Annotated in this window: 20 protein-coding genes and 1 pseudogene; 9 read left to right on the forward strand and 12 right to left on the reverse strand. The window is 48.7% G+C overall.

The genetic code is table 11. The features are described from left to right. Window positions 1-32: 32 nt before the first annotated feature. Both D5E69_RS07970 and D5E69_RS07975 read right to left on the reverse strand, forming a co-directional pair. The gene (locus D5E69_RS07970; protein WP_159129527.1) at window positions 33-1,427 is read right to left on the reverse strand and encodes a cryptochrome/photolyase family protein; all 1,395 of its coding nucleotides are present in this window, start codon (window positions 1,425-1,427) and stop codon (window positions 33-35) included. 130 nt (window positions 1,428-1,557) lie between these two features. Further along, window positions 1,558-2,082, reverse strand: a complete 525-nt coding sequence (locus D5E69_RS07975) for a universal stress protein (RefSeq protein WP_159129528.1) — start codon at window positions 2,080-2,082, stop codon at window positions 1,558-1,560. 710 nt (window positions 2,083-2,792) lie between these two features. On the opposite strand from D5E69_RS07975, the gene D5E69_RS07980 reads away from it, so the two are divergent. Then, window positions 2,793-4,550, forward strand: a complete 1,758-nt coding sequence (locus D5E69_RS07980) for an ABC transporter ATP-binding protein (RefSeq protein WP_048004433.1) — start codon at window positions 2,793-2,795, stop codon at window positions 4,548-4,550. After that, window positions 4,547-6,564, forward strand: a pseudogene (locus D5E69_RS07985) (ABC transporter ATP-binding protein). Before D5E69_RS07980 ends, D5E69_RS07985 begins: the two are co-directional and overlap by 4 nt. A 42-nt stretch (window positions 6,565-6,606) precedes the next feature. On the opposite strand, the gene D5E69_RS07990 reads toward D5E69_RS07985, so the two are convergent. Continuing rightward, entirely contained in the window at window positions 6,607-7,200 is a 594-nt protein-coding gene (locus tag D5E69_RS07990) for an NAD(P)-dependent oxidoreductase (RefSeq protein ID WP_048004431.1), read from the reverse strand. Between the two features lie 171 nt (window positions 7,201-7,371). Between D5E69_RS07990 and D5E69_RS07995 the strand changes: the two genes are divergently transcribed. The 4 genes from D5E69_RS07995 (at window position 7,372) to fumC (ending at window position 11,147) form a co-directional block, all read left to right on the forward strand. Next, window positions 7,372-8,178, forward strand: a complete 807-nt coding sequence (locus tag D5E69_RS07995; RefSeq protein WP_048004430.1) for an amino acid ABC transporter substrate-binding protein — start codon at window positions 7,372-7,374, stop codon at window positions 8,176-8,178. Then, a complete protein-coding gene (locus tag D5E69_RS08000) occupies window positions 8,159-8,857 on the forward strand; it encodes an amino acid ABC transporter permease (RefSeq protein WP_048004429.1) in 699 nt (232 codons plus the stop codon). Before D5E69_RS07995 ends, D5E69_RS08000 begins: the two co-directional genes overlap by 20 nt. Window positions 8,858-8,880: 23 nt before the next feature. Further along, complete coding sequence (locus D5E69_RS08005; RefSeq protein WP_048012920.1) at window positions 8,881-9,615, forward strand: amino acid ABC transporter ATP-binding protein; 735 nt, start codon at window positions 8,881-8,883, stop codon at window positions 9,613-9,615. Window positions 9,616-9,773: 158 nt separating this feature from the next. Continuing rightward, complete coding sequence (gene fumC / locus D5E69_RS08010) at window positions 9,774-11,147, forward strand: class II fumarate hydratase (RefSeq protein WP_063191421.1); 1,374 nt, start codon at window positions 9,774-9,776, stop codon at window positions 11,145-11,147. 33 nt (window positions 11,148-11,180) lie between these two features. On the opposite strand, the gene D5E69_RS08015 is transcribed toward fumC, so the two are convergent. Then, a complete protein-coding gene (locus D5E69_RS08015) occupies window positions 11,181-11,390 on the reverse strand; it encodes an alpha/beta-type small acid-soluble spore protein (protein WP_142130215.1) in 210 nt (69 codons plus the stop codon). A 340-nt stretch (window positions 11,391-11,730) separates the two neighbouring features. Between D5E69_RS08015 and D5E69_RS08020 the strand changes: the two genes are divergently transcribed. Next, window positions 11,731-11,910, forward strand: coding sequence for a hypothetical protein (locus D5E69_RS08020; RefSeq protein ID WP_148794782.1), 180 nt, complete (start codon window positions 11,731-11,733; stop codon window positions 11,908-11,910). A 48-nt stretch (window positions 11,911-11,958) separates the two neighbouring features. On the opposite strand, the gene D5E69_RS08025 is transcribed toward D5E69_RS08020, so the two are convergent. Together D5E69_RS08025 and D5E69_RS08030 are read right to left on the reverse strand one after the other, a co-directional pair. After that, window positions 11,959-13,056, reverse strand: coding sequence for an ABC transporter ATP-binding protein (locus D5E69_RS08025; RefSeq protein WP_048004556.1), 1,098 nt, complete (start codon window positions 13,054-13,056; stop codon window positions 11,959-11,961). A 93-nt stretch (window positions 13,057-13,149) separates the two neighbouring features. After that, the gene (locus D5E69_RS08030; RefSeq protein WP_048012923.1) at window positions 13,150-14,067 is read right to left on the reverse strand and encodes a PucR family transcriptional regulator; all 918 of its coding nucleotides are present in this window, start codon (window positions 14,065-14,067) and stop codon (window positions 13,150-13,152) included. 136 nt (window positions 14,068-14,203) lie between these two features. Here D5E69_RS08030 and D5E69_RS08035 point away from each other — a divergent pair, with 136 nt between their 5' ends. Continuing rightward, entirely contained in the window at window positions 14,204-14,464 is a 261-nt protein-coding gene (locus D5E69_RS08035) for a metal-sensitive transcriptional regulator (protein WP_048004425.1), read from the forward strand. Window positions 14,465-14,504: 40 nt separating this feature from the next. Here the strand turns inward: D5E69_RS08035 and D5E69_RS08040 are convergent, their stop codons facing one another. Next, window positions 14,505-14,687, reverse strand: coding sequence for a hypothetical protein (locus D5E69_RS08040; protein WP_048004424.1), 183 nt, complete (start codon window positions 14,685-14,687; stop codon window positions 14,505-14,507). A gap of 49 nt (window positions 14,688-14,736) precedes the next feature. Next, entirely contained in the window at window positions 14,737-14,931 is a 195-nt protein-coding gene (locus tag D5E69_RS08045; RefSeq protein ID WP_048012924.1) for a DUF5342 family protein, read from the reverse strand. 207 nt (window positions 14,932-15,138) lie between these two features. Here D5E69_RS08045 and D5E69_RS08050 point away from each other — a divergent pair, with 207 nt between their 5' ends. Further along, complete coding sequence (locus D5E69_RS08050) at window positions 15,139-15,537, forward strand: ferritin-like domain-containing protein (protein WP_048004422.1); 399 nt, start codon at window positions 15,139-15,141, stop codon at window positions 15,535-15,537. Here the strand turns inward: D5E69_RS08050 and D5E69_RS08055 are convergent. From D5E69_RS08055 to D5E69_RS08070, 4 genes are read right to left on the reverse strand one after another with little or no spacing between them, the layout of a single operon-like run. Further along, window positions 15,522-16,715, reverse strand: coding sequence for a YheC/YheD family protein (locus D5E69_RS08055; RefSeq protein WP_159129529.1), 1,194 nt, complete (start codon window positions 16,713-16,715; stop codon window positions 15,522-15,524). The genes D5E69_RS08050 and D5E69_RS08055 overlap by 16 nt on opposite strands. After that, window positions 16,712-18,067 carry a YheC/YheD family endospore coat-associated protein gene (locus tag D5E69_RS08060; RefSeq protein WP_048004420.1) on the reverse strand — a complete coding sequence of 452 codons (1,356 nt, stop codon included), beginning with the start codon at window positions 18,065-18,067 and terminating at the stop codon, window positions 16,712-16,714. Before D5E69_RS08060 ends, D5E69_RS08055 begins: the two co-directional genes overlap by 4 nt. Then, the gene (locus tag D5E69_RS08065; protein WP_048004419.1) at window positions 18,067-19,140 is read right to left on the reverse strand and encodes a YheC/YheD family endospore coat-associated protein; all 1,074 of its coding nucleotides are present in this window, start codon (window positions 19,138-19,140) and stop codon (window positions 18,067-18,069) included. Before D5E69_RS08065 ends, D5E69_RS08060 begins: the two co-directional genes overlap by 1 nt. Then, complete coding sequence (locus D5E69_RS08070; RefSeq protein WP_159129530.1) at window positions 19,137-20,354, reverse strand: YheC/YheD family endospore coat-associated protein; 1,218 nt, start codon at window positions 20,352-20,354, stop codon at window positions 19,137-19,139. The genes D5E69_RS08065 and D5E69_RS08070 overlap by 4 nt, the downstream gene beginning before the upstream one ends. Between the last annotated feature and the right edge of the window lie 205 nt (window positions 20,355-20,559).

Consider the following 20,559-nt stretch of genomic DNA (forward strand, 5'->3'; position numbering starts at 1 on the left):
GAGGAGACCTGTCGAATGACAGGTCTCCTTTGCTATTTCTTTATTTCGTCAAAACGGGACAGTGCACGCTCTCTGGCAGCTTTATGGTCGACGATCGGCTCGGGGTAGTCTTTCCCGAGGGTGATCCCCGCCTTTTCCAATGTGGAAGCGGGGGCCTTGGAAGGCTCTTGGATGTACTTGTCCGGCAGCTCGCTGATTTCAGGGACCCACATCCGGATATAGTCACCATTGCCATCAAATTTCTCTACTTGCAGAGTGGGGTTGAAAACCCTGAAATAAGGGGAGGAGTCCAGTCCAGATCCAGCTACCCACTGCCAGCCCATGGAATTGTTTGCAAGATCCGCATCGATCAACGTATCCATGAACCATTCGGCTCCTCTTTGCCAAGGAATCAGAAGATGCTTGGTCAGGAAGGAGGCTGCCACCATACGTACCCGGTTATGCATAAAACCGGTTGCCCATAATTCCCTCATCCCGGCATCAATGATGGGATACCCGGTGACTCCCTTTGTCCACCGCTCAAACGCTTCCTGGTCCGACTCCCATCTGAACGATTCGAAACGGGAGTCGAGCGGTGTCGATGTGGAGTCAGGGAAATGGAGGAGGACGGAATAAGAGAATTCCCTCCAGACCAGCTGCCTGATGAACGGCTCGGGTGATCCGGTATTTTTCAGAAGTGAATGATAGATACTACGGGCCGAGATCACACCGAGGGATAGATATGGGGAAAGGGTGGAATGGGAGCCGTTCGCAGGATAATCACGACGATCGGTATACGTCGGAAGCCTCTTCTGCGTAAATGACCGGAATCTCTTGATCGCAGCCTTTTCCCCCGGATCCCAGATGGATTCCATGACATGATACCACTTCAGCTCAGGGAGGAGACCCAATTCTTCCAGCGTAGAACCTGCGTCGAGGTCCGGTGCGTTCAATTCCTTCACTTTCGGTAGCGGCTTTGGAATGCTGTTCGTTCGGAACGATTTATAGAATGATGTGAACACTTTATAAGGGGTGTCATCTTCCTTTTTGACCGTCCAGGGAGGGAGCATCAAGGTTCCTTCAAATGTTTTCACTTCGATTCCTTCAGCATCGAGCTTCTTGGCAAGCTCGAGATCCCGTTCATAGATGCCTGGCTCATACACCCTGTTCCAGTACACGGCATCGGCTTTACACTCTTTTATCCACTGGAACATTGTCTTTTCCATATCCCCTTTGTCATACCACAGACGTCCGCCTATCGCTGAAAGGGCCGATTCGAGGGCTTGCAGATTACGATGGAGCCACCACTGCTTCGCCCCACCGAATGGACGATCGTTATCAAGGATATAGAGGGGGAGGACGGTTCCAGCGGAGGAGGCTTCATGGAGTGCGGGATGGTCATGAAGCCTCAGGTCATCCCTGAAGAGGACGATGATGCGTTTGTTCATATATCAAAACCTCCTGTTGAATCTCAGGGGATCCATTTTTCATTCAGTATAGTGAAGAATTCATGTGTAGACAAAGAACAATGCGCTATAACAAAAAGGGAATGGGCCGAAGCCCATTCCCTGAATTAGCCTATTTCACGACCAGCACATTGGTTTCGCAGTTCTTAACAACCTTTTCACTGACGCTCCCCAGCATGAGCTTCTTCATTCCGCTTTTGCCACTCCTGCCCATTATGACAAGGTCCACTTCGTTCTCGGCTGCATACTCGCAAATCCGCTTCTCTTCTGAACCGGCGAGGTGGATATATTCCGCTTCGATTTTGTGGGGATCAAGTTTTTCCTGTACGTGCTTCAGTACCGGATGGATTTCTCCTATTTCTTGTATCGATTGTCTTTCCTCGGCACCATCATACACGTGGGGATCCCGCTGCAGGGCGGTATCTCCTACGATCTGCTGATCCACGCCAGGGGAAGTGGCCGCCATGGCATGTGGAGGAGTGAAGTGATCAACTGCCTGATTTGGCATCTTCTCATCGGTTACATATAAGATGGTCATTTTTGTGTCGAGTGATTGATTTTTAAGCTTCAATGCTTCATCAAGCGCTTTCCTGCTTCCGTCTGTGTCGTCATATGCCACTAAGATATGTTGGTACATCGATAATCACCTCTAGTAATGGAATAGTACCCTTTACCCTTTTCAGAATATTTTAATCCTTTGGGTCAGGCAAAAAAAGAAGCAGGGTGAGTTTCACCTGCTTCTTCCTGAGACTTATAGAAGGCTGATGATCCAGCCGATTACGACGATTGCCCCGATGACCATTAAGATAGTACGTACCATGGATGTTCACCTCTTCATATGTGTTTTTATCCTATCGCTTACCGTTAAGATACCCCAACGTGTACAAATGAAACATAAAGGATACATCAAATAAGAACAAAAATAATATTGACATTATTCTGAAAATGGAGTAGTTTATAGTAAGGTTTGAAAATGAAGAGTATCTGTCTGTAAAGACTGAACTGAGAAGGGAGTGGCAGTGATGAAGAAGTATCCGATCGATTTCGTTAAGAACATGAGTAAGCGATCTTCATCACATATCTGCTGATCCCGTTTCCATAATACGAGAGAGGGCACAGGTGATGGTCGATCACCTGTGCTTTTTTGTCCCCGGATGGACGACTGAAAGGCGCATCGCCTTTTGTCGTCCATCTTTTTGTTGTTTTCAGGGTGAACCCTGTGACATAGATTCACATTTTAAAAAGGAGGAGATTGTAATGATTCATGATCACCAACCGGTAGTCCCATCCCTGGCGGAGACCGAAGGAGGCTAGATAGGGATTAAAAGCAAGAATGGAGGCAGGAGCATGTTCATCATTTTTAAGAAATTATCATGGTTTTTCAAAGAAAACTGGAAGAGATATACCGTCGCCATCATTTTATTAACCATTGTCGGTGTTTTGGATGTGATCCCGCCTAAGCTGGTGGGCGATGTCATCGATGAAATCCAGGTCGGTACACTCACGAGGGAAGCAATCGTGCATTATTTGTTGCTGTTGACAGGCACCACGGTTGTTTCGTATGGCATGACCTATATTTGGATGTATCAGCTCTTCGGAGGAGCGTTCCTTGTTGAACGGAAGCTCCGATCCCGTTTTGTCGGTCACCTTATGAAGATGACGCCCACTTTCTTCGAAAAGAATCGTACAGGTGATCTCATGGCCAGGGCAACGAACGATCTGCAGGCCATTTCGGTGACAGCGGGCTTCGGTGTGTTGACGCTTATCGATTCGAGCATCTTCATGTTGACGATCCTTTTTACGATGGGCTTCCTCGTCAGCTGGAAGCTAACACTGGCTGCAATCGTACCCCTTCCCCTGATGGCCCTGCTTATGAAAATCTACGGGGCAAGGATCCATACGCGCTTCACGGAAGCACAGGATGCTTTCGGGGAGCTGAATGATAAAGTCCTTGAGTCGGTCTCAGGAGTGCGGGTCATCAGGGCATATGTGCAGGAGAGGGTGGATGAGAAGCGATTCTCCGATATGACAGAGGATGTGTACAGCAAGAACATTGCCGTAGCGAGAATCGATTCATTGTTCGATCCCACCATCAAGGTGCTGGTGGGCTTGAGTTATCTGATCGGCCTTGGGTATGGCGCATATCTTGTATTCCATCAATCCATCACCCTAGGTCAGCTTGTCTCATTCAATGTCTACCTCGGAATGTTGATCTGGCCGATGTTTGCCATCGGTGAGCTCATCAATATTATGCAACGTGGGAACGCTTCACTTGATCGCGTCCAGGAAACCCTTGCTTATGAGCAGGATGTGAAAGATGGAGATGTCGAAGAAGCGATCTCTGAGCCGGATGGGATCGGATTCCATCAACTTTCTTTCCGCTATCCATCTTCTGAAGGGATGAATCTTAAGAGGGTGGATGTACGGGTGCCCAAAGGGGCCACTCTCGGACTCGTTGGGAAAACGGGGAGTGGAAAGACGACGTTTATCAAACAGATTTTAAGGGAGTATCCGGTTGGGGAAGGAGTCCTGGAGATCGGGGGCCATCCGATCCAACACCTGCCGATGGACCGTGTAAGGGAATGGATCGGGTATGTCCCTCAGGATCATATCCTCTTCTCCAAGACGGTGAAGGAAAACATCCTTTATGGGAAAGAAGGAGCAACAGATGAAGAACTTGAAAGAGCGATGATCCAGGCAGATTTCATGAAGGATCTCAGCACCCTGCCACAAGGACTCGAAACGATTGTGGGTGAGAAGGGTGTGGCGCTCTCGGGAGGACAGAAACAAAGGATTTCTATCGCCCGGGCCCTGATCAAAGACCCCGACATCCTCCTTCTTGATGATGCTCTGTCGGCGGTGGATGCCAAGACGGAAGCGACCATCATACAGAACCTCAGGAATGAACGGGCCGGGAAGACGACCATTCTGGCAACCCACCGCATTTCAGCCGTTGAGGAAGCAGATTGGATCTTGGTGTTGGAAGGAGGGAAGGTCATCGAAGAGGGTACGCACTCGGACCTTCTCAGCACAAAAGGATGGTATAGACAGCAATATGATCGTCAGCAGGCTGCAGATCCTGCACGGAAGGAGGTGGGGGCATGAGCGTAGGGAGACGATTGGTTCAGTATGCCTTACTATATAAAAGCATGATCATTGCGGCCCTTCTCATGCTCACTGTTTCAGTAGGAGCAGAGCTGGCAGGTCCTTTCATCGCCAAGAAGATGATCGATGACCACATACTTGGAATCGAAGACCGGTGGGTGGAGACCGGCAAGCAGGAAAATGCCGTAGCATATAAGGGAAAGTGGTATATCCGTGAAGAATATCGGTCAGATGGAGCAAGCGGAGGGAATGAGGTAAGGGTCTTCCAGGTGGGGAGGTCTTTCTACTTCATCCCTGGAGATGTCCCCAGTGATGGGGAACGATCCATTAAGGAAGGAAAGCTTTCCATCCGTAAAAATGGAGAAACGTCCACATATGATGCCGAAAAATTATCCGGTTCCGAGCTGTTGGCATTCTATGAGCCGGAAATACCAAGGATCATCAAACTAATTGCCTTTTACTTCGGATTGCTGCTTTTCGCTTCATTTTTCCAATATGGGCAGCACTTCTACCTTCAGAAAGCGGCAAACCGGGTCATTCAGAAGATGAGGAATGACGTTTTCAACCATATTCAGCGTTTGCCCATCCAGTACTTCGATAATCTGCCTGCCGGGAAGGTCGTGGCACGGATCACCAACGATACGGAAGCGATCCGGAACCTGTATGTGACGGTTCTGTCGACCTTTTTCACCAGTGCCATTTATATTGTCGGGATTTATATCGCCCTTTTCATTCTGGATCCATCGCTCGCTGCGATGTGTCTTATCCTCATACCTCTCCTTGTCTTGTGGACTTACCTTTATAGAAGGTACGCCTCTTCCTATAATAAGGTGATCAGGAGCAAGGTGAGTGAGATCAATGCCATCATCAATGAATCGATTCAGGGTATGCCCATCATCCAGGCGTTCCGGAGGGAAAAGAAAACAAAAGAAGAATTCGAAGAACTGAATGAGATGCACTATCTTTATCAAAACAAGCTCCTCAGTTTGAATTCCCTTACGTCCCACAATCTTTCTGGTGTGCTGCGCAACATTGTATTCGTCGCTTTCATTTGGCATTTCGGCGGCGGGTCGCTCGAAGTGGGCTCGGTGATTTCCCTTGGTGTCCTCTATGCGTTTGTCGATTATATCAATCGGCTTTTCCAGCCTATCACAGGGATTGTCAATCAGCTGTCCAACCTGGAGCAGGCACTGGTGGCAGGGGAGCGGGTCTTCAAGCTCCTCGAAGAGCAAGGGACGGACGTTGAAGATGAACGGGTGGAGCGCTACCGGGGGATGTGAGCTTCGAGCATGTGTCATTCGGGTACAAGAAGGATGAATATGTGCTGAAGGATATCCACTTCTCAGCAACACGCGGAGAGACAGTGGCCCTTGTCGGACATACGGGCTCCGGCAAGAGCTCCATCATGAATCTGCTATTCAGGTTCTACGATGTAGACGAAGGGTGTATCACGATCGATGGAAAGGATATCCGGGAGCTGCCGATTCAAGCAGTCCGGGAGCATATGGGGATCGTCCTTCAGGATCCATACCTTTTTACAGGGACCATCGCATCCAATGTCAGTCTTGGCCAAGAAGAGATATCACGTGAAAAGGTAGAGGCGTCACTCAAAGCCGTCGGAGCTGAAAAAGCATTCGCGGGGCTTCCGAAAGGATATGATGAGCCGGTGATCGAAAAGGGGAGCACCCTGTCCTCGGGTCAGAGGCAGCTCATCTCATTCGCGCGGGCCCTTGCCTTCGACCCTGCCATCCTGATTCTCGATGAAGCGACATCCAGTATCGATACCGAGACGGAATCAATCATTCAGGAAGCGATGGAAGTAGTGAAGAAAGGGAGAACCACATTCATCATTGCCCACCGGCTTTCTACTATAAAAAATGCAGATCAGATCCTGGTACTAGATCGCGGGTCCATTGCCGAAATGGGGAATCATGAGCAGTTGATGGAGCGGAAGGGTAAGTATTATCATATGTACCACCTTCAAACCGGCGCAGCCGGGGAGGAGGCTGGATAAGATAAAAAGGCATCTGGAATCCATCCAGGTGCCTTTTGGTCGTCAATAGCAGATCCCGACGCGCTTCCGTATATGGAGGCTTTCATCCAAGACTTTCAGGATGTAGTCTGCCGTGTCGTGTGTCGAGATGCTCCTGCCACCTTCTGGCAGGACCTGTTCTGACGTCCGGAAGACGCCGGTGCGCTCACCGTCGGGAAGGTACGTAGGGCAGACGATCGTCCATTCCATTTCAGAAGCTTTGAGCATGAGGTAAGCGGATAGGTGGTCCTCCGCAGCCGTCGTGCTCCTCCGCTTGGATTCATCAGATTGAAAGCGATAGAGCCCATTGGAATGTGAGGCATCCAGGATGCCTGCCGTTCCACATGTGATGATACGCTTGATGCCGTGTCTCCGCATCCCGTTCAGGATGAGGGGCATGCTTCTTGACAACACATCCGCCTTATCGGTGTTGAGCGTGCTGATGACCGCATCGCATCCCTCCAGTACGGAATCAATATCCTTTTGGTTCAAAACGTTTCCTGTGATCTCCAACCCGTTTCCCGTGGATGATCGTACAAGGAGCTTTGCTCGTTGCCCGAGCTGATCGGCAACGATGCTTCCGACTCTTCCGGTCGCTCCGAATAGTGCAGTAATCATTCCATCTCCTCCTGATCCTTCAATGTAAATATTGTTACATGATAAACCATGCCGCGTCCAATACTAAGAAGGGACGAATGCCTGAAACATTTCCGTTGACTTTTCTGTCAGAGCGTTTTATGATGACATTCGTACAGAAGTAAATCCGATAAGATTAGTGGGGGTTATCACATGAAAAAATGGAGAATTTCCATTGCCTTGATTGCCATGCTCAGCCTTGTGCTGACAGCGTGTTCAAGCGGTGGTTCGAACAGCGGTTCAGACGAAGAAGCGCTTTATAACAAAGTGAAGGAAGATGGGAAGATCCTCATCGGGACAGAGGGTACATATCCGCCGTTCACCTTCCATGATGATTCAGGCAAGCTGACAGGCTTCGACGTCGAACTGGCACGTGAAGTGGCAAAACGCCTTGGTGTAAAAGCAGAATTCCAGGAAACACAATGGGATGCCATGTTTGAAGGTCTCAACAGTAAACGTTTCGATATGATTGCGAACCAAGTGGGAGTCCGGGAAGATCGTCAGAAGAAATACGATTTCTCCACTCCGTACATCGAATCAAGTGCTGTAGTGGTTGCCAAAAAAGATAACAAAAACGTAAAGTCATTTGAAGATATTAAAGGGTTGAAATCGGCTCAGTCCCTTACAAGCAACTATCGTGACATTGCCGAGAAAAACGGTGCCGAGATCCAAGGTGTCGAAGGTCTTTCCCAATCCATCGAGTTGATCGAGCAGGGCCGGGTGGACGTAACAGTGAATGACAAAATCTCAGTTCTTGACTACTTGAATAAGAAGAAAGGCGCCAATGTGAAAATTGTTGCTGAAGCGGCAGAAGCAAGCGAAAGTGCCTTCATGTTCCGCAAAGGCGACGACAAATTGGTGAAAGAAGTAAATAAAGCGTTAGAGGATATGAAAGAAGACGGAACATACAAGAAAATCTCTGAGAAATGGTTCGGAGAAGATGTATCTCCTAAGCACTAGCATCTATCAAGATCCTCAGGCAATGATTGATATACTGCAAAGCTCCCTGCTTCCTTTGATCAAGGGAGCTTTGTATTATTCCATCCCTCTGACGCTCATATCATTTGCCGTGGGTATGATCCTGGCCATCTTGACTGCATTAGCGAGACTTTCAAAGTACAAAGTGCTCCAAATCATCGCAAGGATCTATGTATCTGCGATCCGGGGTACGCCTCTATTGGTGCAATTATTCATTATATTCTACGGGCTGCCGAACCTTGGAATCAGATTCCCTGCTTTCCTTGCTGCGGTCATCGCCTTTTCCCTGAATAAAGGGGCTTACTCATCGGAAATCATCCGTGCTGCCATCCAGTCGATTCCGAAGGGACAATGGGAAGCCGGGTCGTCCATCGGCATGACCTATGGTCAGACGTTGTGGCGCATCATTCTTCCACAGGCAGCGAGGGTTTCAATCCCGCCGCTAGCCAATTCATTCATTTCCCTTGTGAAAGATACATCCCTTGCATCATTGATCCTCGTGACCGAGATGTTCAGGATCGCACAGCAGATTGCAGCCACGAACTATGAGTTCCTGCTGATTTATATGGAAGCGGCACTCCTATACTGGGTCATGTGCTTCATCCTGTCCATCATACAGGGCCGCATAGAGAATAGACTCGATCGATATATCGCGAAATAATTGTTAGATAAAGGAGATTTATCATGATTTCCATTAAAGGATTAACCAAACGATTCGATGATCTCGAGGTGCTGAAGGGCATGAGCGCCGAGATTAACAAGGGTGAAGTGGTCGTCCTGGTTGGCCCATCAGGGTCAGGGAAGACAACATTCCTACGCTGCCTCAATGCCCTTGAGATTCCGAACGAAGGAGTCGTCTCCATCGGGGAGACCACCATCGACTTCAAAGGTCGCGTGGCTAAAAACGAACTCCTTGAAATGAGAAGAAGGACCGGTATGGTCTTTCAAAGCTACAATCTTTTCCCTCATAAAACCGCCTTGGAAAACGTAATGGAAGGTCCGGTGGTCGTTCAGGGGAAAAGCCGTGAAGAAGCAAGAGCACAGGCTGTGAAGCTGCTTGAGAAGGTGGGCTTGGGGGATAAGGTCGACTTCTATCCTTACCAACTTTCTGGAGGTCAACAGCAGAGGGTCGGGATTGCAAGGGCCCTTGCGATTGAACCCGAGGTCATGCTTTTCGATGAACCGACATCGGCCCTCGATCCGGAGCTCGTAGCCGACGTTCTTGCTGTCATGAAGGAGCTTGCTGAAGAAGGGATGACCATGGTGGTCGTCACGCATGAAATGCGTTTTGCTAAAGATGTGGCTGACCGGGTCATCTTCATGGACGGTGGGCATATCCTTGAAGAAGGTCCTCCGGAGCAGGTACTCGACAATCCGAAGAACGAACGGACACGACAGTTCTTAAATTTGATACACTGACAATCATCCGCCTTCCCGCCGATATGGACCGGGAGGCGGATTTTTTTTTGCATTTTTTATGACGGTCGGAATGAATTTTTATCATCCTTGCACTAAATAGGTTAGTTCGATGAATTTAGTGGAAATATGAAGGTATGACCAGAGAAGGAGGAATCATGATGGACTACCGGATCGAGAAGGATACAATCGGGGAAATGAAGGTGCCTGCTGATAAATACTGGGGGGCTCAAACCCAACGGAGCAAGGAGAACTTCCCTATCGGGGGAGAGAAGATGCCCCTTGAGGTTACATACGCATTCGCCCATCTGAAAAAAGCTGCTGCGAGGGCGAATCAGGCATTGGGGAAGCTATCGGCCACGAAGGCTGATGCCATTGCACGGGCATGCGAAGACATCCTTTCAGGGGATCTTGATGATCACTTCCCCCTTGTGGTTTGGCAGACGGGAAGCGGTACCCAGTCGAATATGAATGTCAATGAAGTGGTGGCATACAGGGCGAATGAAACCCTGGCAGGAGAAGAAAGGGTGCATCCCAATGATGATGTCAACATGTCTCAAAGTTCCAATGATACGTTCCCGACAGCCATGCATGTTGCTGCATTAAAGGAACTGGATAAACACCTCCTGCCATCCCTGGATGAATTGATTGCAATTCTTAGGGGAAAAGAAGAGAGGTTCCAGGATATCATCAAGATCGGGCGGACCCATCTCCAGGACGCGACTCCCCTGACCCTGGGACAGGAGATCAGCGGCTGGAGGGCCATGATGGAGAAATCCAGAGGGATGATTGTGGAGTCATCGCGTCATCTATTGCCCCTCGCAATAGGGGGGACCGCAGTTGGAACCGGCATCAATGCAGATCCGACATTCGGAAGCCGGGTCGCACAGGAACTTGAATCCCAAACAGGGTATGCCTTTCAGTCGTCGGATAATAAATTCCATGCCCTCACATCCCATGATGAGCTCGTCTTCGTGCACGGAGCATTGAAGGCACTCGCTGCAGATCTCATGAAAGTGGCCAATGATGTGCGGTGGCTTTCAAGCGGTCCGAGGAGCGGAATCGGGGAATTGACCATCCCTGCGAATGAACCGGGGAGTTCCATCATGCCTGGCAAGGTGAATCCGACTCAAAGTGAAGCCGTCACCATGGTGGCAACACAGGTATTCGGAAATGATGCGGCCATCGGCTTTGCCGCAAGTCAGGGAAACTTTGAGTTGAATGTATTCAAGCCGGTCATCATCTATAATGCACTGCAGTCCATCCGTCTATTGGGAGATGGGATCCGCTCGTTCAATGATCGGTGTGTCAAAGGGTTGGAGGCAAATCTTGATGTGATTGAAGGGTTCGTATCCCGTTCCCTGATGCTTGTGACCGCGCTCAACCCCCATATCGGATATGAGAAGGCGGCAGAGATCGCCAAAAAGGCCCACCAGGAAGGATGGACCTTGAAAGAATCGGCTCTTGAGAGCGGATATGTGACGGAAGAGCAGTATGATGAATGGATCAATCCTGAAGATATGGTGAACAAATAAAAAAACCCCCCGGAAAATCCGGGGGGCTGTGCATTATTTGTAGCTTCCGCCAAGTTGTTGTTCAGCCATTTGAACAAGGCGTTTCGTGATTTCTCCACCTACAGAACCGTTAGCGCGTGCAGTAGTGTCTGCTCCTAATTGTACGCCGAATTCTGAAGCGATTTCGTACTTCATTTGGTCGATTGCTTGCTGAGCTCCAGGAGCAACCAGTTGGTTAGATGAGTTGTTACGAGATTGTGCCATGTTGTTCATCTCCTTAAAGTATAAGAATTTTATTGGCTGGGTCAGCTGGGTTTGCACCAGCTCGCATTCCATGAGCGACCATCTTGTATGGTTTAACCCAATGAAGTAATTCATCCCGTTACTTGTATTATGGTTCAATCTGCATTTTCTATACGAAAAATATAAAAAGAAATCTTTTCCTTTTAAACTCCCTTTAATTTCTCCTCATAAAAGCATGCTTTTGTTTGAAGGCTAACAGTATACGAAGATTGAAAGTATGGTGAACCACATGAAAGCTTGTGCTTTATGTAATGGAATTGTCTCCTATAAGGGAATGTGTGCAAAATGCGGTGATACAACGGTGGATCAAGGCAGATATCATGACTACTATGATGAATACAGCCCTTATATGGACATTCATGAGATCCAGCTTGCTGACGGGATTCCGAACAGCAGCTGTACGGACACATGCCTGCATCTTTTCACTTGCAAAAGGTGCGGGGAAGAGGAAGGAAGAAGTATTGATATGGTGGAGTTTTGACCATTGAAAAAGGAGTCCCTGATAAAGGGGACTCCTTTTGTTTTGTCATTATCGAATGCGTTCTTCAGATTCTGCATCGAAGAAATGGGCTTTATTCATATCGAGTGCCAGGGTGATCGTTTCTCCAGCCTGGATATCGGTGCGTGAATCCACACGTGCAACAAAATCCTGTCCTTCAAGCTGGGAATAGAGCATCGTTTCGGCACCGGTCAGCTCCGATACTTCAATCTTGACTGAAATCTTTGCACCCTCTGCAGTATCGAGGAAAAGGGGCTCATCATGGATATCTTCAGGACGGACACCCAGGGTGATGGCCTTTCCTACTTGACCCTGTTCCCGGAGGACTTTCATTTTTCCTTCTGGTACGAGGACCTTTGTTTTGCCGCAAACGAAGTAGTTTTCTTCTAATGTCCCTTGGAAGAAGTTCATGGCCGGGGAGCCGATGAAGCCGCCTACGAATACGTTCTCCGGCTTGTCATACACTTCTTTAGGTGAACCGACCTGCTGGATGACCCCATCTTTCATGACAACGATCCGTGTCGCCATGGTCATGGCCTCTGTCTGATCATGCGTTACATAAATGGTAGTCGTTTGGAGACGCTGATGGAGCTTGGCGATTTCTGCACGCATCTGCACACGCAGTTTGGCATCAAGATTGGATAGCGGTTCATCCATGAGGAAGACCTTGGCATCACGGACGATGGCGCGACCCAATGCGACACGCTGACGCTGACCACCGGACAATGCCTTCGGCTTACGGTCGAGGAGGGCCTCGAGGCCGAGGATCTTGGCAGCTTCCTGGACGCGCCTGTCAATTTCTTTCTTGTCGAACTTCCTAAGTTTAAGGCCGAACGCCATATTATCATACACGCTCATATGAGGGTAGAGCGCATAGTTCTGGAATACCATGGCAATATCGCGATCCTTTGGTGCAACGTCATTCACCCGTTTCCCGTCAATGGAGAAATCTCCTTGAGAAATCTCCTCCAGACCTGCAATCATGCGCAGGGTCGTCGACTTTCCGCAGCCTGATGGTCCGACGAAAACGATGAACTCCTTATCCTTGATATGTAGATTGAAGTCTGTGACAGCGGTCACCTTTTTATCATAAATTTTATAGATATTGTCGAGTTTCAATTCAGCCATATTCAATCTCCCCTTTTCTTTGTAATCGTTTTCAACTTTATAATCATTGTAGAGGAATTGAAAAAGGACCGATATGGTCAATGTGCACAAAATTCACTCTTCTTCCTTGTTCACCTTGTCATGAAGATGGTCCAGACAGGCAAGATAGGCCAGGATGGCGCCCTGAAAGCTGCGTATATCGATACCTGTCTTATCAATAAAACGTTCGATCCGGTACTGAACTGAATTGCGGTGCATGAAGAGCTGCTTTGCAGTTTGACTTACATTGGCCTGATTTTCCAGAAAGACCTTGATGATCTGAGTCCAGTCGGGATCCTCTTCCAGTATGGTGATCACATGCCCGAGAAGATGTGTTTTCCACTCCGACGGAAGGCAGTGAAGCAGGAAAGATGGCAGGAGTGATTCAACCGAATGAATGGTGGAATGACTGAGGGATCCAGGCATGGAAAACAGCTTCCGTTCGAAGGAAAACGCTTCAGGAAGGTGTGGACCTAGCTTATGGAACTGCCCCGTGAAGAATAAGGTCGAAACGAAAAAATCCGACTCAATGACATGGGAAATCGTGAAGAGCTGCTCATGATCCAGCACTTCATTGCTTTTTCGTTCAATGAACAGACCCGTCCCGTCACTGAACAAGACAGACTGGACGTCTTCAGGGAGCAGGTGCTGAAACGCTTCCTTCATCATGGAGTGCTCGATCTCGCCGTTCATGGAAAATTGGATGATGCGGTATTCATCCTGAGCGATTTGAGGTTGGTGCCCCCCTTCATAGAGGAAGGAAAACCATTCCCGGGCTTCGAATGAGCCGTTCAGAATGGTAATGGGGGAACCGACTTCTATGAACAGACATTTCAGGAGCTCCACTTCTTCTTCTGTGAGTTTATTTCGATCGATTCCGATGAAGGTGTCTTCCTCTTCATTTGTGAACCAGGCCTTCCCGAGGTCGAGGGTACCCGGTCGGGAGGACCTGACAGAAGCTTCTGGATACTTTTTGAGCAGGGATGTCAGCATGGGGTATGTACCGTCCTTTATTCAGTATATTCCCATTGTACTGAATAAAGATGACGATGCAAAGAGTCGTGAATTGCAAATATTGTTTGATTGGAATACTATTGTAAGAGGAATTTATCGTGATGAGGTGTGCACAATGGAATATACAAAAGAAGTCACAAATCGAATGAAGCGCTTGGAAGGACAAGTACGTGGTGTATTGAAGATGATGGATGAAGGAAAGGATTGCAAAGAAGTCGTCACCCAGCTTTCCGCCGTCAGGACTGCCGTAGACCGTACGATCGGACTTGTCGTCGCGAAGAATCTTGAAGCATGCATCAAGGATTCAGAAGAGAAAGGCATGAACACTGAAGAGGCCATTCAGGAGGCAGTCAATCTTTTGGTGCGAAGCCGCTGATCATAATGAAAGCTGCCGATAAGATACCGGCAGCTTTTCTTTATGGTCTCGGAGGTTCTTCATGGCTGGGCATATCGATTGCTTCTTCAATGTTTGCAATCTGATCGCGCAGGTGAACAGATCCTCCGGACATCCCCTCATTGATAAAGCGGTCCACATCTACGAATGCTTTATCGCGTCCTTCATTGGTGCTATCCGGAAGAAATTCGTATTTTTTATCCATTTGATCGCCTCCTATGGATAGTGTTCAAAAAACGACTGCGAATTATGCATCATTCATAGACATGGAAAAGCATGAGATCGTGGATCTGTTTGGCACTTTTTTCATCCAGAGCAGGCTTGCAGTCGATTCGGCCGTCTTTATGGTAGATCCCTTCATGCTTGACACCGCCGTAGAAAAATGAAATATACCAGCCCGGTAACCCTTTGTTTTCATACATGCTCCTGTATTGAAAATGTTGAATCATGCAGTATCACTCCTTATGGATATTGTAAACGGTTTCTGTTATGAGCGAAAGAGCGAATTGAAAACACGTACAGTAAACACCCAATCAGGGAAAAGGGAGCATGTCCCTACCATTTAAAGCACATTTAATGTCTTGAGGTTTACCCGACTCATAAATACCTCTGTGTCTTAATACACTTTATGGAATGGACAAAGGAGGTACGGAGGTATGAATGAATTTCTCCGGGATATACAAAAAGCCATAAGCGACGAATGGACAGCCTATCATTTCTATAAAGAATTGCAGAGTCGGACCAACAATCCATTATTTGTAGAGTTCATCAGCTCAGCCCGGCAAGATGAGAAAAAGCATTATGATCTATTCCAGTATCTGCATTACCTGCTCACAGGAGAATATTACGAACATAAAAAAGAAAAGGTCGAGTTCACAACCTTTAAAGAAGGAATCCTTCGTGCGCTGAAAGACGAGCTTGCCTGTGCCTCTTATTATCGGGATCTCCTGATGGATATACCGAACCAGCAGGCGTATAAACCGCTGTTTATAGCCATGACTGATGAGACGGCACATTCCACCCGTTTTCAAACGATCTATCAGTCCCTGCGCTGAGGACGGGAGGAGGCAAGGGAGAAAAATGTATCCACAAGCTTTTTGCGCCGGGTGGTCTCAATCTCTGATTCATCGAATATCATCGGCTTGGAGTTAATCTCGAATAAAACGAAGCCCTCTTCTTTTCTTGGAGCGATATCGACAGAAAACTCCCCTATGAACCCCAGTGAATCAGTGAGGGTTTCCCCGCAGATCTTCATGATGGAAGAGAGTATTTGCTTTGTATCCCCCTGGGCAACATCCTCCAGGGAAATGATCGTTCCGCCTGATGGGACGTGGGTGGTCACTTCCTGTCGTTGTGACATCCGTACTCCGATCCCCGTCACATTGAATTCATCCCCCGAGGTGAGGACAAGCACTCTGTAATCATATCGGTGTCCGTTCAAAGATCGGCATTGAATGGCTTCCTGGACGATCCAGTCTTTCTCTTGGAACCATTCGGGGTAAGCGTGTGCCAACCGCTCTGCAGAGGAGAAGTGCTCCATTTTTTTGATGCTGCGGCAACTTACTCTTCCGTCATCATGCACTTCGACCTTACGGATGCCTTTTCCCTTGGAGGAAAGGGAATGTTTAATATAGATCTGTTTATGTTGCATCAAAAATGTCTTCAGATGGGTGGGATCCTGGATCTGTTCGGTGACAGGGAGATGCGGCCGTAATTCCTCTCTCTCCCGTAATAGCCGGTAAATGTCCCACTTATTGAAAAAATGCGGGTTGAAGAAGGGGATCTTGTGATTTTGACACCACGAGGTCAAGCGACGAAACGCTTCATTCTGTTCGCCTGCCGGGGTGGGGATCCTGTTGTAAATGACGTTTGGAAGGGGAAAGTGGCAGGTCACCCACCTGGAAAGAGTATCACTATAGACGATGCCTGCAACCGTGTTGCCCTCGATATCAACGGGTGAAAAAACAAAACAGATGCCGCCTGCATCCTGGATCATTCCCTGAAGGGCCCTAAAGAGTTCGAAGTTTCCCCGGTAACGATTCGCCCGGTCCTTATCCGCCAGGATGCCAATCAGTGGGATGATACCACCTGTGGGAGCGCTTATGGGAAAGGGGTAGGTATCTTCGGATTTTTCAGGTTGCAGAAGAAAGGAATCAAGACCGAACGCATACGTGGATATACTCCTTTCATCGTGGCCGAAGATTCTTCTCCTCCGATCATACAGGATTCTCATGGCACCAATTCCTCAATCGTTTTGCGAGTGAGAAATACTCCAAATGAGAGGGCGAGCTTGCGTGTTAGGATATCTTCAGCTTTAAGGGACGGATGGGTGAAGATTGAGCGGCCTGGTTTTGAATTGGCTTCAAACATCCAGATCTTCCCGCTCTCGTCGGCTCCGAGGTCGAATCCGATTTCTCCGACATATCCCTCCATATTCGCCTCGATGGAATGCGACAGCAGTATTGCCGCTTCCTTGAGACGGGCCTCCATCACATGCCTGTCATCTTCCGAAAAGAGCTCGCTCAGTACCTTCACTTCGCCGCCTGCTTTTGCATGGGTGGTCACACTTCCTGAACCTGCGACTTTGGCAGCGATGGCTGATACGTGCCACCGGCCTTCTTCATCTTTATTCGTGTGGACCCTGAAGTCAAGTGGGCGATGGTCGTCTTCAATCAGATCGATTCCCTGCTGGATGATGAAGGTATCGAATTTGCGGCCTTTAAGTACGGACTGTACAAGGGATTCCAGGCTTTTAAACCTTAGGAGGCGGACCTTCTGATCGCCGTCCTTGAATCTGCAATAATATCCATCCTTCCCCCGGTCATACGTGATTTTATGAATCCCGTTCCCAAGGCTTCCATTGGCGGGCTTTACGTACACATGCCGATATGTTGCAAGCATCCGCTCAAGATCACTGATGGATTGGAACTGATGGGTTTCCGGGAGGAAGATGGCGGCTTCTTCATCTCCTGCCAATCGCTCGAACAGATCAAGCTTGTTGAAAAAACCTGGGTTATACCAGGGAATGCCGTACTCTCCCTGAAGCCGTTCCTTAAGTGAAAGGATGGAGCGTTTTTTTTCGCTCCTGCGATTCGGGAGGCGGTCATAGATGACGGTAGGAAACGGGATGAAGTGACGCTCCCACTGATCACCAAAGTGAAAAAGACCATGAATGAGTCCATCCTCCCAATGGATGTCTTGCTCCCCGAACACAAACGGGATGACTCCGAGCGTCCCCTGTACGGCAAGTAAACGTTGGAACATCCGCGAGCGTTCGCCGACGGGATTCATCTTGAACTGAGTGAATCCGGACGTGAATATGCCGATCAATGCTCCAAGGTAAAGCTCCTCCTCCACTTGGTGAAGGTGGAGGCTGCCCACTCCGCGAGGAAGGTGAAGGCCATCGGAAAGAGAGGAGCTGATGCCGATTACATTTCTTCCATTGGGGTGTGTCCTGCACTCCGCTTCGACCTTGCGTGTTCCGAGCGTGATGATTCCCGGCAATGGACCCTTACTGAAGGAAGCTGGAAGGTAGAGGAGGGGACGTTCATCTTCAAAAACTTCAACTGCAAAAGGTTTCAACATCAGTGATCACTCCTCGTAGGTGCAGACTGTGATGATAGATTCATGCAGTGGTCCAGGGGGATACGGCATATGCCGGGGGAATCGATCCCTCCTGCCTGCAAGAGTTTATGTCCCGGCTTTGAATTGATATCGAGAAGCCAAATGGAATGATCGGTACCGATTGTAATGTCGATGCCCAGTTCAAGCAGCGGGGAAAACCGGCTTTCCAGTTCCAACGGAAGAATCGACAGAATTTCTTTCAGCTCCTCTTCTATCACTGCCCAGGGAGCCCCGGGATGCGTGGCTTTCCACTCGTCATAGGGAATATACATGGCTCCGGACGATACGTTGGTCAGGATGCCATCTTGGTTGCCGTACCTGAAGGCGCGGTGATGCTCCTTCCAATTCCCTTTTGTATCTTTCGCCATGTGGATCCGAAGGTCATATGGACGGTCTTGAACTGTATTGTCCAAGCGCCTTTGGATAAGAAAGGTATGCTTCTTCATTAAACGAAGGGCGAACCGCTTAAATTCATCACGGTTGTGGAATGTATGGGAAAGGATCCCATCCTTTTTCGTCGTCCTGACGATAATCGAAGGCCCGTTTGTACGAAGATGATAGATACCGAATCCATGTGCACCGTCCACAGGCTTGATGATGGCTTCTTCTTCACGATTCAGGAAAGAGGTAAGGTCCTCTACTTTCTTTAGAAGACGGGTACCTGGGAGATAAGGTGCCAGAGGCCCTTTTAGAAGCTCTTCATAAAGTACCCATTTGTTTGGCAAACCGTAGCCGAGGAATGTAACATGGGGCTGCTGCTTCAACCATTGAACCACAGCCTTTGCCTGCTGCTGCTTTCCTGCCTGGTAGTAGGTGCGGTCATATAAGTAGTCCGGGATCCGAAAGGCATCTTCCTTCCATGTCCCGGATTCCCGGCAGTACGTATAGCCTTCAATTCCTTCTGTAAAAGGAGAGAGGTCCTCCGGGGAAAACAAGTGCAGGTGAATCGGATACGACAGGGACTCCTTGCCGAGCCCTGAATAAAATGGATTCGCGGGATCGGGGTTCAACGTCAGGATGCCAAGATGATTCATTTTTCTTCCTCCTCCTCTTTCCATACGGAAACGCTATGATGATACAACCCACGGACCGATGGTCTGACGGACTCAGAATGCTGGCTGGTGAGTTTACTTGGTTTGGAGTTCACTTCTATGATCCATGGTTTACCATCGGCATCGATCCCGAGATCAATGCCGAACTCGGAAAATCGGCCTTCGAGCACCTCGGAAAGATAGACAGCTGCACTCAGGCTGAGGGCCTTCATATTCTCATGAATGCCTTTAGAAACAGGCAGAATCTTGTTAAGGATGGTACGTGGTTTCGCCGTTTGTCCCCCACGATCGACATTTGAGACGAATTCGCCATCTCCGGCAATCCGTGCCACCGATGAGAGGACCGTCCACTCCTGACCGATGCGGTGACACAGGATCCGAAAGTCCAGGGGCCGGCCTTCATACAGACAGAAAGGAATCGTCTCCTGGATGAGGTAGGTGGAATCCCTGCACCATGCACGCACTTTCTTCTCCAGTGACCGGTAGTCCCTGAAGGTCTGGTGATCGTTTCCCGGAAATGAATTCTGTTGCACTTCCCACCGATCACCGGAGGTCGCCCTGATGATGTTCCTTCCTTTGCTGCCATGGATGTCCTTGATGAACACATCTCCAAATGATGAGAGCATCCCTTCCAGATGTTCGAGACCGCTGGCAGAGACGGGGATGTGTTCCTTTAGGAGCGGATGATTTTTCAGAGCTTGATCCACTTCGGACTTTGAGAGGAAACGGGTATTGAAAACAGTGGCCCCCGCTTCTTCCAAAGAAGTGACAGCGTGCTTGAAATGGTCTGTCGTCTCCAGTTTCCTGGAGGGAATGCGATTGTATAGGACGCCTGGGGAAGGAACGGAACCAGCCTCCCATCTACCTTCTGAAAAGAGGAGTCCGGTCCCCTCCCTTTGGAGGAAAGAAGAAACAGGAAGCAAATAAAGCAAGCCTCCATTTTGATGGAAGAATTGGTGGCACTCATGGGCATAGTCACCGAGGGATCCTGGCGTCTTGTTGATGAGGATCGCCGTAATGGGGCCAATACAGATCTCGGCACGTAGCCGATCGACGTGGATATGAAAGTCCCGATCATGTAATGCCTGCAGCCAGGGCAAGAAAGTCGTCAGAATCAGGTCATCCGTCGGGGAGAGGAGGCACTCAACCCTTGCGGAAGTAGCACCAACCGACAGGGTGACACCCCCTTTGAGCATCCAGTCCTCCAAAAGGATGTCAGGGATGTATATATGAGGTTCCTTACTTTTTTCGCATGCAATGTGGCATTTCATCCATATCACCCATTCCTCGTTTGCATAACACGTCAAAATACCCCTATAATGACTTATTGGGCTATTGCTGATATAGCATACTATGTAGGCAGTCATAAAAGGTTCAAATGAACAGGAAAAGGCAGGTGCA

This window comes from Rossellomorea marisflavi, assembly GCF_009806575.1.
Taxonomy (GTDB): Bacteria; Bacillota; Bacilli; order Bacillales; family Bacillaceae_B; genus Rossellomorea; species Rossellomorea marisflavi_A.